The sequence below is a fragment of the Streptomyces sp. NBC_00019 genome (assembly GCF_045041015.1).
Classification (GTDB): Bacteria; Actinomycetota; Actinomycetes; order Streptomycetales; family Streptomycetaceae; genus Streptomyces.
In genome coordinates this window covers 353,554-369,133 of record NZ_CP108303.1, presented here as the reverse complement: position 1 = coordinate 369,133, position 15,580 = coordinate 353,554, and the positions used below count along the sequence as shown (strand labels likewise).

At 68.2% G+C, this 15,580-nt stretch carries 10 protein-coding genes and 2 pseudogenes; 7 read left to right on the top strand and 5 right to left on the bottom strand.

The window, feature by feature from the left end; genetic code table 11:
* Positions 1-86: 86 nt before the first annotated feature.
* The gene (locus OHU89_RS54255; RefSeq protein ID WP_331737756.1) at positions 87-302 is read right to left on the bottom strand and encodes an MbtH family protein; all 216 of its coding nucleotides are present in this window, start codon (positions 300-302) and stop codon (positions 87-89) included.
* Positions 303-1,298: 996 nt separating this feature from the next.
* On the opposite strand from OHU89_RS54255, the gene OHU89_RS54250 reads away from it, so the two are divergent.
* On the top strand, positions 1,299-3,221 hold the full coding sequence (locus tag OHU89_RS54250) for an N-acetylmuramoyl-L-alanine amidase (protein WP_405655323.1): 1,923 nt from the start codon (positions 1,299-1,301) through the stop codon (positions 3,219-3,221).
* Positions 3,222-3,354: 133 nt separating this feature from the next.
* On the opposite strand, the pseudogene OHU89_RS54245 reads toward OHU89_RS54250, so the two are convergent.
* Together OHU89_RS54245 and OHU89_RS54240 are read right to left on the bottom strand one after the other, a co-directional pair.
* Positions 3,355-3,602, bottom strand: a pseudogene (locus OHU89_RS54245) (WhiB family transcriptional regulator); the annotation flags it as partial.
* A gap of 72 nt (positions 3,603-3,674) precedes the next feature.
* The gene (locus OHU89_RS54240) at positions 3,675-4,058 is read right to left on the bottom strand and encodes a helix-turn-helix domain-containing protein (RefSeq protein WP_331737755.1); all 384 of its coding nucleotides are present in this window, start codon (positions 4,056-4,058) and stop codon (positions 3,675-3,677) included.
* Positions 4,059-4,616: 558 nt separating this feature from the next.
* Between OHU89_RS54240 and OHU89_RS54235 the strand changes: the two genes are divergently transcribed.
* The 4 genes from OHU89_RS54235 (at position 4,617) to OHU89_RS54220 (ending at position 7,833) form a co-directional block, all read left to right on the top strand.
* A complete protein-coding gene (locus OHU89_RS54235; RefSeq protein ID WP_331737754.1) occupies positions 4,617-4,868 on the top strand; it encodes a DUF3311 domain-containing protein in 252 nt (83 codons plus the stop codon).
* Complete coding sequence (mctP, locus tag OHU89_RS54230; RefSeq protein ID WP_331737753.1) at positions 4,865-6,493, top strand: monocarboxylate uptake permease MctP; 1,629 nt, start codon at positions 4,865-4,867, stop codon at positions 6,491-6,493. Before OHU89_RS54235 ends, mctP begins: the two co-directional genes overlap by 4 nt.
* 372 nt (positions 6,494-6,865) lie before the next feature.
* Positions 6,866-7,102, top strand: a complete 237-nt coding sequence (locus OHU89_RS54225) for a hypothetical protein (RefSeq protein WP_405655319.1) — start codon at positions 6,866-6,868, stop codon at positions 7,100-7,102.
* Entirely contained in the window at positions 7,099-7,833 is a 735-nt protein-coding gene (locus tag OHU89_RS54220) for a hypothetical protein (RefSeq protein WP_331737752.1), read from the top strand. Before OHU89_RS54225 ends, OHU89_RS54220 begins: the two co-directional genes overlap by 4 nt.
* Before the next feature lie 21 nt (positions 7,834-7,854).
* Here OHU89_RS54220 and secY read toward each other — a convergent pair whose 3' ends face one another.
* Positions 7,855-9,168: a preprotein translocase subunit SecY gene (gene secY, locus OHU89_RS54215; protein ID WP_331737751.1), complete on the bottom strand. Its 1,314-nt coding sequence runs from the start codon at positions 9,166-9,168 to the stop codon at positions 7,855-7,857.
* 428 nt (positions 9,169-9,596) lie between these two features.
* Between secY and OHU89_RS54210 the strand changes: the two genes are divergently transcribed.
* A complete protein-coding gene (locus OHU89_RS54210; protein WP_331737749.1) occupies positions 9,597-10,577 on the top strand; it encodes an aldo/keto reductase in 981 nt (326 codons plus the stop codon).
* A 476-nt stretch (positions 10,578-11,053) separates the two neighbouring features.
* Positions 11,054-11,466: pseudogene (locus tag OHU89_RS54205) on the top strand (GNAT family N-acetyltransferase); the annotation flags it as partial.
* Positions 11,467-11,741: 275 nt separating this feature from the next.
* On the opposite strand, the gene OHU89_RS54200 reads toward OHU89_RS54205, so the two are convergent.
* A complete protein-coding gene (locus OHU89_RS54200) occupies positions 11,742-15,500 on the bottom strand; it encodes a S8 family serine peptidase (protein ID WP_331737748.1) in 3,759 nt (1,252 codons plus the stop codon).
* Positions 15,501-15,580 lie beyond the last annotated feature (80 nt).

Sequence of the window (15,580 nt, the reverse complement as noted above, 5' to 3'; positions counted from 1 at the left end):
GGCCGTTGATGCGCTGGGTCGGCCGGCGGACACTGGGTGCGATGGGAAAGCGGGCGACTCCGGTGATACGAGAGCCCGACGCCGACTCAGTCGCCGTCCATGGCGTCGGCCAGGCTCTTGGGCCGCAGGTCGGTCCACGTGTGCTCGACGTAGTCCAGACACTCCTGACGCGTGGCCTCGCCGAAGACGACTTCCCAGCCGGCTGGGACATCGGCGAAGACCGGCCACAACGAATACTGCCGTTCCGCGTTCACCAGCACCACGAACCTGGCGTCCTGGTCATCGAACGGATTCGTCATCATCTGCGCCTCCGTCTGCCCGTACGTGTAGACATGTTTCTCATCGACATGTTTGCCATCTCCGCATGAAAGAGCATACATGTCGAACAAAGCACGTTTGTTTCGCCCTTATGCGTGTGTACGTAGGCCGCGCGGACACCCGCTCGTGTCCCGCACGGCGAGCAGACCACCGAGGCCGGGAATACCTGGCCAACGGCGGCCCTGATGATCAAGGAGAGGCTTCCGAGACGGACATCGGCCTTCCCGGAATCCAGCCCTCGGCCTTGCAGGAGGGTCAGAAAAGCGGGTCGCCCGGATCACGCGGACGTTCTCCATCACCGGCATCCGCCTGCGCACCCGATCCCGGACCCGGCCACCTCACCGATCCCGGACCCGGCCACCTCACCGGTCCCGGACCTGTTCCAGCGGGACTTCACCGCCGACGAACCCGGCCTGAAATGTATGGGGACATCACGTATCTCCCCCTGGAAGACGGGAGTTCCTGTATCTCGCGACCGTGCTGGACAGCTTCAGCCGCAAGGTCGTCGGCTGGGGAATCGCCGACCACATGCGCACCGGCCTGGTCACTGCTGCGACCAGCTCGAAGTCACCCGGCCGATGGGCGCGGTCGGCACCAGCGCCGACAACGCGGCCTGCGAAAGCTTCCACACGTCCCTCAAACGCGAGACCCTCCAGGGCGCCCCCGGCTACGGCGATGCCCACACCTGCCACGGGACTGTCTTCACCTGGCTGACCCGCTACGACCCCCGCCGCCGGAGCTCCGCCAAGGGGACAGCCGGGGCATCAGTCATTCGGTGGGTCAGATCGCCGAGCGGTGCCGTGATCAATCCTCGCGTTTTTCGGGGCGACAACTACCCCTTCTTCGCTCGCACTTGTGCCGCGAGCGGCAGGGAGACCTCTATAGTCAGCGGCACGTCCAGAGGTTGCCTCGGGCATACATCCCGCCGTCCGGAGCAACCGTCTCGGCACCATGTCTCCCGGTTCCTAAGGATCCATACCTTGCACAAGCGAAAGAGGGCCGGAACGCCCGTCGTGATCGCTGCGAGTGTGCTGGCCGCGAGCGGTCTGCTCATATCGCCGCTCACGGCTGTGGCCGACACCTCACACGGTCTCTCGAGTGGCACCACGTCCCGGCAGCAGGCCCTCGTGTCCGCCGCAGCCGAATACCACGTCCCACCCGGCGTCCTGCTGGCGCTGTCCTACCAGGAGTCGCGCTGGGAGTCGCACGGCACACAGGCCAGCACGGACGGCGGCTACGGGGTCATGCACCTCACCGACGTCACTCCCGACATGCTGGCGGGCGGTGGCGCGGGCGCCGTGGGCCGCGCCGACCTGAAGTCCCTCGCCGCGGACCCCGCCCTGCACACCCTCCAAAGGGCCTCCGAACTGACCGGGCTGTCCGCGCGACGGCTGCGGGCGGACGATGTGGCGAACATCCGAGGCGGTGCGGCGCTGCTCGCCTCGTACGAGAAGGAACTGGTCGGCGGCACACCCACGGACGCCTCCCAGTGGTACGGCGCCGTGGCCCGCTACAGCCAGGCCAAGCAGCGGCAGGGCGCGGTGAGTTTCGCCGACCGCGTCTTCCGCACCCTGCGCAGCGGCGCCACCGCCACGACGCAGGACGGCCAGGAGGTCCGGCTGACCGCCGACCCCTCCGTCGAGGCGATGCCGTCGCAGATCGCCGCACTGCGTCTGAAGGCAGCGGCCACCACCGACACCGAGTGCCCGCCCGCCGTCCGCTGCACCTTCGTCACCGGCTCCCCCGCCGGGGGCCAAGTCTCCGAGCGCCCCGCCAACGGCATCAGGATCGACACCATCGTCATCCACGACCTGGAGACCACCTACGACGCCGGTGTGGCAGGGCTGGCCAACCCCACCAACACCACCTCGACGCACTACGTAATGTCCTCGGAAGGCGCCGTCACCCAAATGGTGCCCACCAAGAACATCGCCTTCCACGCGGGCAACTACTCGACCAACCTGCACTCGATCGGCATCGAGCACGAGGGCTTCGCCGTCCAGGGCGCCGCCTGGTACACCGAGGCCCAGTACGAGGCGACGGCAGCCCTGGTGCAGTACCTGGCCGCGCGGTTCGACATCCCCCTGGACCGGCAGCATGTCATCGGTCACGACAACGTCGCCGGTCCCAACTCCGCCCTGGTCTCCGGCATGCACTGGGACCCCGGGCCCGCGTGGGACTGGCAGCACTTCATGGATCTGTTGGGCACCCCGTCGAACGGCCTTCCCGGCGTGCCGCAGACCGGCGAGGTCGTGACGATCAACCCACCGTTCGCAGAGAACGAGCAGACCCTCCAGGTGTGCCCGTCCGACGACCCGACCGGGCAGACGACCACCTGCACCGAACGGCGCCAGCAGGCGAACTTCGTCTACCTGCGCACCTCCCCGAGCGAGACAGCCCCGCTCTTCGGCGACCAAGCGATCCACGGAACGGCGGCCGGTACCGACCGGATCAACGACTGGGGCAGTACGGCCCAGTCCGGGCAGCAGTTCGTCGTCGCCGACGTGCAGGGCGACTGGACAGCGATCTGGTTCAGCGGCACCAAGGTGTGGTTCCACAACCAAGACGGTGTCAACACGAAGATCAGCTACGGAGTGAAGGTCATCCGGCCTGCGGGCACCGGCCCGGTGTCCGTGTACGGATCCAGCTACCCGGACAAGACCGAATACCCGGTCGGTCTGGGCGCCTCCACGCAGGCACCGCTGAGCATGTACTCCATCCCCGTCGGCCAGGCCTACGTCGCCACCACCGAACCCGCCGCCACCGACGACTACTTCCCCTCCAGCGGGGCGGTCGTGATCGGCGGCAAGAAGATGTACACCGTGCAGTTCAACCATCGGGTGGCACTCGTCTACGCCGGTGACGTCACCGCGACCGACGCGGTCCAACACTGGGAGGACTGAGGCTGCCGACGGCCTCCGCGCGATGGATCCCGGTCCGTGTCGCGCGGAGGCCCTCACGCGCCCCACGGTGTGCCGGCGACGGCGGTGTCCGGCCGGCTCGGGCCGGTGCCCCGGTGGTTGGGGCCGCCGGTCGAGCGGGCCGCTGAAGTCGGTGGCGTTCCGCCTCGGTTGTCGCGCCCCATATGCCGTGGTCCTCGCGGGACTCCAGCGCCCACTGAGGGCAGAGTTCGATGACGGCGCAGTACCGGCACACGGCCTTGGCTCCTCGATCTGCGCCAATGACGGGCCAGCGTCACCGATGGGGAAGAACAACTCAGGGTCCTCGTGTCTGCAGTCGCGCTGTGCCCGCCGGTCGCTGTCTGTCCGGAACTCCCGGTGCATCAACGTCTCCCTCAGATCTGCCGAGACGTGTCGCATCCGCACTCGTGACAGTCACATGTGTGCGATGGGCGGCTATGGAACGCTATTCCGCCTGTGCGGACGTGTATCTGAGGGGAGAAGGTCAGCCTGCGGGGCGACGGTAGGCGCCGTGCCACCAGATCCGGGCGAACCGGTCGGCCCGTCCACCCCGGCGCCCGGGGCCCACCGTCGCGCCGACGCCAGCAGGGATTCCCACAGTTCGTCGGGGAGCCACACCAGGACGTCCGACTTGCTGTCGAAGTGCGCGTAGAACGTGGCCCGGGACATGCCTGCCTCCTCGAGGATCCGCTGGACGCTGATCTCGGAGAAGGCCTCGCCGGAATCGAGCAGCCGCTCCAAGGTGCGCATCACCTGCGCCCGGGTCGCGGCCGAACGTGCGGCGTGGTGGTCCGCCTGGCGTCGGGTGACAGGTCTCATCTGGTGCCCTCCGGGTCTTCGTACTCACGGCCTGCTGACGCGTGGTCCGACCACCGCTTGCTACGCCTTCGCGTCGTAGGCGATCTATGCGGGTGCAGCCGCTGGGCAGGTGATGTGTGCTGCCGGTGCGCTGGGCGAACGGCGCCTGGTAGGCCGGGGGAAGGCTCTGGTCGTCGTCGCAGGCCGGCCCCGATCGCGTCGACACCGACGAGCCGAACGGCGATGACACCCCGTGGCACCCTCGGGGAGGCGGCCGGTTGGCCATCGCGCACCCTGCCCCACGTGACCCACATCGGGTGTGACCTTCCGCCTCACATGTGTTCACATGTTCACTTGGCGTACCCGAGGGGAGAGATCATCCCGGTACATGCGGTGTTGCCGTTATTGCGCCAATCCTCGGGTGTGAACCACCAGGGCTCGCTCACGCGTTAACGAGGTGTGAGTGGCCGCACCATGCGGCGGGTCGCCCTGGCCGCCCCCTCACCACGCCTCACATATAGAGGCGTCCGATCACATACTTGCCATATGCACGGACATCAGTGAAAGGCAGACTCCTAGATGTCGACTGCACCGGAGAGCAGAAGATCGGTGGTGACTCCGTTGCGAGCCGTCATCGGTCTGTGCCTTGCCGCACCCTACGTGGCGATTCTCTGGGTTGGTTCCTACGCCAAGACGGACCCGGCCTTCATCGGCATCCCGTTCTTCTACTGGTACCAGATGCTGTGGGTGCTCATCTCCACCGCGCTGACCGGGATCGCCTACCTGCTGTGGCAGCGTGACCAGCGTGCCCGCCGTGGAGGTACCAAGTGAACGACGGCGTGAACGGCGTCGCACTCGCCGTCTTCATCTTCTTCTTCCTGGCCGTCACGGTCATGGGCTTCCTCGCCGCGCGCTGGCGCAGGGCCGAGAACCAGCACTCGCTGGACGAATGGGGCCTGGGCGGCCGCTCGTTCGGCACCTGGATCACCTGGTTCCTGCTCGGCGGCGACCTCTACACCGCGTACACCTTCGTCGCCGTACCCGCGGCGATCTACGCGGCGGGCGCGGCCGGCTTCTTCGCCGTGCCGTACACGATCCTCGTCTACCCGCTGATCTTCACCTTCCTGCCCCGCCTCTGGTCGGTCTCCCACAAGCACGGCTATGTGACGACCGCCGACTTCGTGCGCGGCCGCTTCGGCTCGAAGGGCCTGTCACTGGCGGTCGCCGTCACCGGCATCCTCGCGACCATGCCGTACATCGCCCTGCAACTGGTGGGCATCCAGGCAGTTCTCGATGTCCTGGGCATCGGCGGTGGCACGAACACGAACTGGTTCGTCAAGGACCTGCCGCTGCTGATCGCCTTCGGCGTGCTGGCGGCGTACACCTACTCGTCCGGCCTGCGCGCCCCCGCGCTGATCGCGTTCGTTAAGGACGCCCTGATCTACGTCGTCATCGCGGTGGCGATCATCTACATCCCGATCAAGCTGGGCGGGTTCGACGACGTCTTCGCCAAGGCCGGCAAGGCGTTCACGCAGACCAACCCGGCCACCGGCGCGCCTCGCGGTGCCCTGGTTCCCGGGGAACCCGGTCTGTGGACGTACGCCACGCTCGGACTGGGTTCGGCGCTCGCGCTGTTCATGTACCCGCACTCGATCACCGCGACGCTCTCCTCCAAGAGCCGCGAGGTGATCCGCCGCAACACCACGATCCTGCCGCTCTATTCGCTGATGCTGGGCCTGCTCGCGCTGCTGGGCTTCGTGGCGATCGCGGCGGGTGTGAAGGTGACCAATGGCCAGCTGGCCATTCCGCAGTTGTTCGAGGACATGTTCCCAGACTGGTTCACGGGTGTGGCGTTCGCCGCCATCGGTATCGGCGCGCTCGTGCCCGCAGCCATCATGTCCATCGCGGCGGCGAACCTCTTCACCCGCAACATCTACAAGGACTTCATCAAGCCGGACGCGACGCCGGAGCAGGAGACCAAGGTCTCCAAGCTGGTGTCCCTGTTGGTGAAAGTGGGCGCGCTGGCGTTCGTCCTGACCCTGGACAAAACGGTGGCGATCAACTTCCAGCTCCTGGGCGGCATCTGGATCCTCCAGACCTTCCCGGCCGTGGTCGGTGGTCTGTTCACCCGGTGGTTCCACCGCTGGGCGCTGCTCGTCGGCTGGGCGGTCGGCATGCTCTACGGCACGGTCGCCGCGTATGGCGTCGCCTCCCCGGCCCAGAAGCACTTCGGCGGCTCCGCCAAGGAGATCCCGGGCATCGGCGAGATCGGCTACATCGGCCTGACGGCCTTCGTGTTGAACGTCGTCGTCACGGTGGTGCTGACCTTCGTACTGAAGGCTTTCAAGGCTCCGGAGGGGGTCGACGAGACCAAGCCGGAGGACTACGCGGCGGACGCGGGCGACTCGGGCGTGCAGGTCGAGCTGCCGCCGACCACTGCGGGGGCCTCCCACTAGGGCCGCCTGTCGAACGAGCTCCCGTGGCGGGTCGCGGTCAGGTGGGCGGGGAGGAAGGGATGGCGCGGTCGGTTTTGACCGTCCGAGGACACCGTTCTGTGCCACCGTGCGTCGGGGCGTGGTGCGAGGACACGGTGGTCGAGGACGTTCTCCGATGGACTGGGCGGACTCCCGACGCACCGGCGCTCCTGGCGTTCCGGGAACGGGACGGGCTGGTCGCGCTGACCTGCAGGGATCTGGCCGGCTGGGTGGAACTGTTCACGGCCGCTCCGGGCGTCGGGGCGTGTGATCTGGTGGCCGTGCGGTTGCCCAACCGGTGGCAGGCGCCGGAGCCGGCCTGTCGGCGTCGGGGCCGCGGTGCCGACTTCGGTGATGACCGCGATCCGCAGCCGCGAGCCGGAGCGGAGGCCGGCGCGTGTGCTGGCCCGCGTGTTCATCACCACGGATGTGTGGCAGGGGTACGCCTGCGCCGCCGCGGTGGCCAAGATGGCGCCTCGACTGCCGGCGCTGCGCCATCGGGTGGTGCTCGGTGAGACCGTATCCCGGACATTCAGCTGTGCGATCATCACCACCCACACGTGTGATAGCCATGAGGAGGCACCAGGGTGATCTCCGAGCCGGAGATGGCAGACGGGCTCGACCCGCAGGAGTCCCGCGAGGTCGTGGGTGATCGCGTGCAGCGGTCCCCCGTGCGACGAGGGCCGTGGCTGTGGGCCCTGGCCGGCGCGTCGGCAGCGTCCGCGCTCTGGGCGGCGGTCTTCCTTCCCCACCTGGGCAACCAGAGCGCCGAGCTGCACGGGTACCGGCTGGACCACGAATCCTGCAGGTCGGCACGGTTGGCATCACTCCAGGAGGCACTCGCGCTGAAGAGCATGCCCGACGCGACCGATGACGAGCTGCTGAAGCATCCGGCTCTCGACCAGGTTCACTGCTCCCTGTCTTTCCAGAAGCGTGCCGAGGAGAAGCCGGGCGGACACTGGTCGGTGAACACCACCATCGGTATTTCTGTGGCACTGCACAAGAGGACCGATCCCCGCGGCGAGTTCGATGCCGACCGGCGCGTGACGGACGCGGGGGTCGTCGCAGCGGACAACGTGAGGGCCGTTCCGGATCTCGGTGACGAGGCGTTCGTGATCGCCAAGGACACCAGTCACACAGAACTCAGGGTCCTCGACGGAGCGGCAGTCATGACCCTGAGTCTGTCCACCACCAGCTATTACGACGGGGACGCCGGCACCAGCGCCGTCGAGGAGGAGCCCGACCTTCCTGATGTGTCCACCTACTGGCCCGCCGTGATCAGCGACATGCGTGAGCTGATGGCCGCCTTCAGGCATCCGTAGGAACGACCCGAGAGCCGGTCCTCAGCGAAGGAATCCCTCGTAATGGCGCTGCTGAAGCCGGCTCTCGATCTGCCGGACGGTTTCCAGGCCGACACCGACGATGATCAGGATGCTGGTGCCTCCGAACGGGAAGTTGTTCGTCGCCCCGAACCCGATCAGCGCAATCGTGGGGACGAGGGCGATCAACCCGAGATACAGCGAGCCCGGCCAGGTGATCCGGGTGAGCACGTACGACAAGTACTGCGCGGTCGGCCGGCCGGCCCGGATGCCGGGCACGAAGCCGCCGTACTGCTTCATGTTGTCCGCGACCTCGTCCGGGTTGAAGGAGATGGAGACGTAGAAGAACGCGAAGAACACGATCAGCAGGAAGTACGCGGCGATGTAGATCGGGTGGTCGCCCTTGGTCAGGTTCTGCTCGATCCAGGTCTTCCAGCCGGACGTACCACTCGAGAACTGCCCGATGAGAGCCGGGATGTAGAGCAGCGACGACGCGAAGATCACCGGGATCACACCCGCCTGGTTCACCTTCAGCGGGATGTACGTGGACGTCCCGCCATAGGCGCGGCGGCCGATCATCCGCTTCGCGTACTGCACCGGGATGCGGCGCTGGGCCTGCTCGACGAAGACCACCAGGCCGACCATGACCAGGCCCACGAGGATGACGGTGCCGAACTCGATCCAGCCGTCGGCCAGGGTGCCCTGCGTCTTGATGGCCCACAGCGCGGACGGGAAGGTGGCGGCGATCGAGATGAACATCAGGATCGACATGCCGTTGCCGATACCGCGGTCGGTGATGAGCTCACCGAGCCACATGACGACGGCCGTACCGGCGGTCATCGTGATGACCATGACGATCGTCGTGAAGATCGAGCGGTCCGGGACGATGGACGAAGCGACCGTGCAGCCGGAGAACAGGGCACCACTGCGGGCGGTGGCCACCAGGCCGGTGCCCTGCAGGATGGCGAGCGCCACGGTCAGATAGCGGGTGTACTGCGTGATCTTCGCAGTACCGGCCTGGCCCTCCTTCTTGAGGGCTTCCAGGCGCGGAATGACCACGGTCAGCAGCTGCAGAATGATGCTCGCCGTGATGTACGGCAGGATGCCGAGCGCGAAGATCGTGATCTGCAGCAGCGCGCCACCGCTGAAGAGATTGACCAGCCCGAACAGCCCCTGGTTTCCGGAGGCCTGTGCGACGCATTCCTGGACGGCGCTGTAGTTCACGCCCGGGATCGGAACATGCGTGCCGACCCGGTAGAGCACGATCATGCCCAGGGTGAAGAGCAGCTTCTTGCGCAGGTCGGGTGTCCTGAACGCCTGGATGAACGCGGTTAGCACGGAGCCTCCTGCAACGAAGCGGCATGACAGCAACACCTACCGCTATGACCGGTAGCGGACACACCTACATGAGATCACACGTGTCCCCGACATACCCTTTCAAGAGAAACTACATCAAATGAATCCAAACCTGCGGGTGTGCACTGAGGCGCTCCTCACATGAGGGCGTCACGCACATGTGCCTTACAGTGAGAACTGGATACAGCCACACTTCATTGAACTCTCTACGCTTGTCACATGCGTATCCTCTGGCAGCGCCCCATCCCCAAGGCCGCTGTCTCCAGCCCCTCCGCGGTCACCTTGGCCGCATCCACCCGGCGCGGCCAGATCGCCTCCAGCAGCACGTGAGTGACCTGGCGGCCCGAGCACCACGCAGTTGACCAGCGTGACCCAGCTCAGCGCCTGATGCCGTCACGAAGGAGTACCTGATGCAGCACGTATCACTGGGCGGGCTCGATGTCTCCCGCATCGGCCTGGGAGCCATGACCATGGCCGGCATCTACACCACGGGCGGAGGACTCGACGACGCCGAGTCGATCCGCACCATCCGCCGGGCACTGGACCTCGGGGTCACCCACATCGACACCGCCGAGATCTACGGCCCCTTCCACAGCGAGAACCTCGTCGGCAAGGCCATCAAGGGCCGCCGCGACGACGTCGTGGTGGCAACGAAGTTCGGCCTCGTCTCCCACGCCGGCGACGGCCCCGGCGTGATCGACAGCAGCCCCGCCAACGTGAAGACCGCGGTCGAAGGCTCGCTCCTGCGGCTCGGCACCGACCACATCGACCTCTACTACCAACACCGAGTCGACCCCAACACACCCATCGAGGAGACCATCGGCGCGCTGGCCGAGCTGGTCGCCGACGGCAAGGTGCGCCACATCGGACTCTCGGAGGCCGGCCCCGACACGATCCGCCGGGCACACGCCGTGCATCCGGTGGCCGCGCTGCAGACCGAATACTCGCTGTGGACCCGCGACGTCGAGGCCGAGATCCTCCCACTGCTGCGCGAGCTCGGCATCGGATTCGTCCCCTACTCCCCCCTCGGGCACGGCCTGCTGACCGGGCAGATCCGCACCGTCAACGACTTCACGGACGACGACTGGCGCAAGACCAACCCGCGCTTCACCGGCGAGAACTTCCAGCGCAACCTGCGCATCGTGGACGAAGTGCGGGCCATCGGCGCCGAAGTCGGCGCCACTCCGGCCCAGACCGCGCTGGCGTGGCTGCTCACCCGCGGCGACGACATCGCCCCCATCCCCGGAACCCGGCGGGTCTCGCGCGTCGAAGAGAACACCGCCGCCGACGGCATCGAACTCAGCGCCGCTCAGCTCGACCGCCTGAACACCCTCACACCGGCCGCGGGCGAACGCAATGACGAGGCGAACATGGCCACCATCGACCGGTGATCTGACGCCCCGACGACTCGCTTGTCCGTCGCACCCGACCAACCCGCATCCGTTCACCGAGAGCGTGGGAGAAGTCTGTGTACAGCCCCTCCAGCACCGACGCCGTGCGCCCGCGCCCCTCTCACGACGCCACCGCCGACCGCTCCAGCCACTCACCAAGTCCGGCGAACAGCGAGCCGAACTCCCGCATGAGCGAAGTCACTTCGCGTGGCCGTGACAGGTCCCGGCAAGTGACGTGCGCCCGCCGCCCCGTGATCGACATGGCGCCGGACTCTGTCCCGCGGACAGTTCAACAGCACGTAAATCAAGCAGAGGGGCGTGGGCGGGCGTGATTGCAGGTAGACGGTGGGGGCGTTCGCGATGCCGACGGCTGATGCCTTGCGGTTCTGGAACGGCGGCGCGGGTGGGCACGGATTACCGATGAGGCCCCTTGTCTTCGGCAGGATGGGTGCCATGACCGAGATCCTCACGCCCCGGACCCGGACCACACGGCAGAGGCCATCGAGCGGTGGGAGGGGGAGTGGAACGAGGAGGGCTTCGGGCTCTTCGCCGTCGAGCTGCTGCCCTCGGGTGAGCTGTCAGGCTTCACGGGTCTGTCCGTGCCCGAGTTCCTGCCGGAGATACAGCCCGCCGTGGCCATCAGCTGGCGGCTCGGCTCACCGTTCTGGGGCCTGGAATACGCCTCCGAAGCCGCCCACGCCACGCTGGAGTTCGCACTCCAGGACCGCGGGCCTCGACCGCATCATCAGCATCAGTCAGATGGGCGACGACGCCTCCGAGAACATCATCCGAAAGCTCGGCATGGTGCTTGAGCGATTAGACAATGCACCCGGCGTACGGCTGTCCGCTGCAGGTTCGCACCATCGACCTCACCGAGTTCCAGGCATGAACCGGCCCCGCCATCGATCACCACAAGACGGCCGACCCCTGTCCCGTTCGCATTCGGATCAACCACACACACCTGCTCTCAGCCCCGCAGCGGCCGGAAGGCTCGGCGCGGTTCCTGGGGCAGCTCTTTCAGCGGAGCCACTGATTGCGCGGCCCGCCACCAGTACTGCGCAGCCACCGCGCGGGGCGACTCGGACCGTCATCGGGGAATGGGCACGGACGGGTGCCGCCCGGCGGTCGTGCGGGGATCGCCGGGCGGCTTCACTCACGCCGAGGTCATCCGGCGATTCCCGCGGCGCGTACGACGGTCTGCGTCACGGTGTTGCCGCGGCTGTCACCGGCCTGGACGCGCAGCGTGACGTACTGCGCCGAGGCGGGTGCGTGCAGGCGCAGGCTCACCTTGCCGTTGCCCCTGCCACTGAGGCGTGCCGTCGTCCAAGTGACGCCGTCGTCGTAGGACAGTTCCACCTTGCGGGTGTTGAGCGCCGCGTTGGAGCCGCCCTTCAGATGCAGCGGAGTGACGAGCACGGTGGCGTCGGCGGCTGCCTTGCCGTCGTCGGACGTCGGCAGGGTGTAGTCCACCTGGACGAGCGGGAGTTGCTCGCTGTCGTCGGCGTCCCTGGGCGCCGCGGAAGTGAACGTCCACTCGGTTCGGGTGGCGGTCGAGTAGGGGAAGGCGGCCGTGGCGGTACGGGTCGCCGCGTGCACCAGACGGAAGGTGCCCTTCGCGGCCGGTACCGTCGCGCTCACTCCGGCGCCGCCCTCGGCGACCAGCGTGTCGCCCCGGTACAACGAGGTCTCCTGGGTGGTGTCGGTGCTGCCGAAGGCGGCGTAGTTGGCGTGGCCGCCGCCGGAGTCGCCCCAGGACGGGATGATGACGTCCAACTGGTCGCCGGTGCGCACGGGCGGCGAAACGCTGTCGTTGATGCGGGGGCGCACCACGGGTCCGAACCACTCCACGTCCGTGGTGCTGCCCGCCGGATAGGTGAGGGATCCGGACGCGCTGTAGGACAGGGACTGAAGCTCGCCCTCCTCCGTCCACGAGAACGTGTCGTCGGTGCTGACGTAGTCGGTGCGGTGCGCGCCGGCCGTGCTCAGCCGGTTGGTGCCGACCTGGTAAGCGCTCCAGGGGTGGATGTCGTAGCGGTTCTCGTACACCTCACGGCCGGTGGGGTTGTTGAACGTGGTCTCGACCCGGGCCAGTTGACCGGTCGTGGGTGCGTGGACGGGGTTGGCGGGGATGCGGTCCTTCCAGGTGCGGACCAGGTCGTACAGGTAGTCCGTGTCGGGGCGGGAGACGGCCCGCAGGGGCACGCTGCCGGTCGTGCTGGCGTCGACGCTCGCCATGAGCTTGTCGCCGTTCGTGCGGGACAGGCCCACCACCTCGATGGAGGACTTGATGATGGGCTCGCGCAGTCGCCCGTCGAGGTCGTTGACGAACAGCAGCAGCTTCACGCCCGCGGCCTGCGCGGCCCTGATCTGGTCGTCCGCCGTGTCCTCGTCACTGGAGTCCCAGGGCACCACGGCGGCCTTGCCGGCGGCCTCGACGCCCTTGTAGTCCTCCGCGAGGCCGTCGCCCGGGTGGATCAGGTCGAGGGAGTAGTCGTCCTCGGGCAGCTTCGCCGAGCCGGGCATGATCCACAGGTCGTCGAACTCCTGCCCGCCCGCGGTCACCGACAGCAGCGGTTCCTGGTTGCGCCAGCGGGCGGTGAGGTACTGCTCGCCGTCACCGGGCGCGGTCGTGGGCGCCGTCCAGACGCTGTCGTAGCCATCGCCGATCAGCGACATGTCGGCGACCGAGGAGCCGTCCTTGAACTCGCGGTAGTAGTCCAGGCGTCGGGAGAAGTTCTCGGTCTTCTTCGGTGTGACGGTCTTGACCTCCTTGAGCCTGGTGCCGTCCAGTACGAGGTCGGTGGTGCCGGTCACCTTCACCTGGGGGATGACCATGCGGGCGTATCCGGCCGAGGCGGCACCGTGCGTGCCCTCCACGCGGAAGTCGGCGTAGACGGTGTAGAGGCCGGGCGGCAGCAGTTCGTCGGACCGGCCCTCGCCATAGAGGTAGGTGCCCGCGTACTCGTCGCCCTTGCGGTAGAAGGTGAGAACGCCGTCCGTGGCCTCACCGGAGCGGCCGGTGACCTTGGTGCGCACGTGGAACAGCTGCTGGCGGGTGCTGACGCCGAGCAGCGTGCGGGTCAGCGCCGTTCCCCCGGCGGACGCCGTCAGCCGCCCGGTCCGGCGCTGGAGGCCGCCCGCCTTGTCCAGGTCGGTCGTGACCGTGGCGGTCGCGGTGCCGTGCGCCGGGACCTCGACGCGGCTCGGGGTGACGGTGAAGACGCCGTCGGGAACGCCGGGGGCGTCCACGCCGAGGTCCACGGTGACGGCCTGGTCGCCGGTGTTGGTCCAGGTCGCTGTGGACTGGGCGGTGCCCTTGTCCGTCCCGGGCGAGTGGATGCCGGCGTCGATTTTGCCGGTGGCGGTGAGCGTCGCCGTGGCCGCCGCGGCGGCGTCCGCCCGGCCGTTGCCGCCGTCGTCCGCGCTGATGTCAGGGGTGGCCTTGGCGGTGCTGACCAGGGCGTCCTTGATACGGCTGCCGGTCCAGTCGGGGTGCGCGGCGGCGACCAGCGCGGCCGCGCCGGCCACGTGCGGGGTCGCCATGGACGTACCGCTGGCGGTCATGTAGGAGCCGCTGCCGGTGGCGGCGTACTGCGACCGGGCGGCCAGGATGCCGACGCCGGGCGCGGTGATCTCGGGCTTGAGGGCGTCGTCGCCGTAGCGGGGGCCGCGGCTGGAGAAGTCGGCGAGGGCGTCGGAGGCGTCGACCGCGCCGACGGTGAGGGCCGCGTCGGCGGTGCCGGGCGAGCGGACGGTCTGGGCACCGGGACCGTCGTTGCCGGCGGCGATGGTGAACAGGGCGCCGGTCTCGGCGCTCAGCTCGTTCACGGCCCGGGCGAGCACGGTGTCGCCGTCGGCGTTCTGGCTGCTGCCCAGGCTCATGCTGATGACCCGGGCGTGGACGTCGCGGGCGGCCCACTCCATGCCCGCCAGGATCCAGGAGTCGTAGCCGTAGCCCTCGTTGGCGAGGACCTTGCCGATGTGCAGGTCGACGCCGGGTGCGACGCCCTTCTCCTTGCCGTCGGAGGCGGCGCCGCTGCCGGCGATGGTGGAGGCGACGTGCGTGCCGTGGCCCTGGCGGTCGGTGACATCCTGGCCGGGGACGAAGCTGGCGCTGTCCTCGACCGTGTCCTTCAGGTCGGGGTGGCCCGGGTCGTAGCCGGTGTCGAGGACGGCCACGTCGACGCCGTCGCCGGTGTTGCCGCCCGCCCAGACCTCGGGGGCGCCGATCTGGGCGACCGAGTCGCTGAGGGTGGCCTCGGCCTTGCCGTCGAGCCAGACCTTGGCGACGCCGCCGCGGAAGGCCCCGTGGGTGTCCGGCATCTTCGCCGGGGCAGCCTGGATGCCGGTGAGCGCGCTCCACAGGGCGTCGGTGTCCTCGCGGTCCGCGGCGACGGCCACTCCGTTGACGCTGGTGAGGGGGCGTACGTCCGTGACATCGCCCGGCATATCGACGGCGCGCCGGCGCAAGGTGGAGGCCGATGCCTCCTTGCCGCCATACGTGACGATGAGCGGCAACTGCTTGAGTGCCGCGTCGTCGTAGCCGTCGGCCACGAGGCGGGAGACGTTGAACAGTCGGTCGTCCAGAGCGCCGGATGCCAGGTAGGGGCGGGCGGAGTCGGGATAGACGTAGGTGTCACCGCCTACGGTCAGCACGCGGGCGCCGGTGGGTTCGCCGTCGGGACCCTGAACGGTGATCGTGCCGGGGCCGTCGCCCGCGCCGGGGGCGACGGTGGCCTTGTCGCCGGTGACCAGGGTGACGACGGATACGGCAACGTTGTCGGAAGTGCGGGTGGCGCCGGCCGAGTTGTCGGCCGGCGCCGTGTCTGCGGAGGAGGCCACGTGCGGGGTCGCCGCGGTGACCAGGAGGGCGGCCGCGACCACGAGCAGGCGGCGCCGTCTTCCGGATGGGTGCTGTGTCAAAGGATTCCCTCGACTTGAATGGACGTACAGGCAGCTGATGCGCAGGGTCAGTCGCGTCTTCGGGACTGGCGGTACGGAGC

Coding starts and splice junctions, on each gene's coding strand:
- OHU89_RS54235 (WP_331737754.1), top strand. CDS start 4,617: ATGTCGACTGCACCGGAGAGCAGAAGATCGGTGGTGACTCCGTTGCGA.
- OHU89_RS54210 (WP_331737749.1), top strand. CDS start 9,597: ATGCAGCACGTATCACTGGGCGGGCTCGATGTCTCCCGCATCGGCCTG.
- OHU89_RS54240 (WP_331737755.1), bottom strand. CDS start 4,058: ATGAGACCTGTCACCCGACGCCAGGCGGACCACCACGCCGCACGTTCG.
- OHU89_RS54255 (WP_331737756.1), bottom strand. CDS start 302: ATGATGACGAATCCGTTCGATGACCAGGACGCCAGGTTCGTGGTGCTG.
- OHU89_RS54225 (WP_405655319.1), top strand. CDS start 6,866: ATGACCGCGATCCGCAGCCGCGAGCCGGAGCGGAGGCCGGCGCGTGTG.